Below are 437 nucleotides of genomic sequence, written 5' to 3'. Positions count from 1 at the left end.
TTAATTGCTGCAGTAGTAACCGAGGAAGCAGTCATTTCATCAACATCATTCAATTGCTCTTCAGATAACTGGGTCATAATGTATTGCAATCCTTCCTGAAGCACGTTTACTTCACCGATGATACTTTTATCGTGGTAGCGTCGCTCTTCATCTCGATCATTAAGATGCAACATCACTTCATTTAAATGTTCCTGCAGCACAGAAAGATATTTAAAAAATTGCGTTAAGTCATGTTCGAATGAACTCTCCAAACCGCTGGATTTTCCAGTTGCAAGCGATAACTCTTTCATTGCACGACTGAGTAGTGTTAGATCTGATTCAATACTATTCCATTTTTTGATTAACTCATCGACTTCATGTTGTAACTCGATCACAGAGGTTACATATTGATTTGTGCTTTCCATTGAGGCATAAATATCCTCGCTTTTGTCTTTAGG

1 protein-coding gene is annotated in these 437 nt (G+C 37.8%); it reads right to left on the bottom strand.

Translation table 11 applies throughout. The features are described 5' to 3' along the window. A partial coding sequence (locus tag Lste_RS19260; protein ID WP_237760416.1) for a hypothetical protein occupies positions 1-437 on the bottom strand: 437 nt, incomplete at both ends.

The sequence above is a fragment of the Legionella steelei genome, assembly GCF_001468005.1.
Lineage (GTDB): Bacteria > Pseudomonadota > Gammaproteobacteria > Legionellales > Legionellaceae > Legionella > Legionella steelei.
Note: the sequence above shows the minus strand (reverse complement) of the source record. Positions and strands in the feature narration are given on the sequence as shown.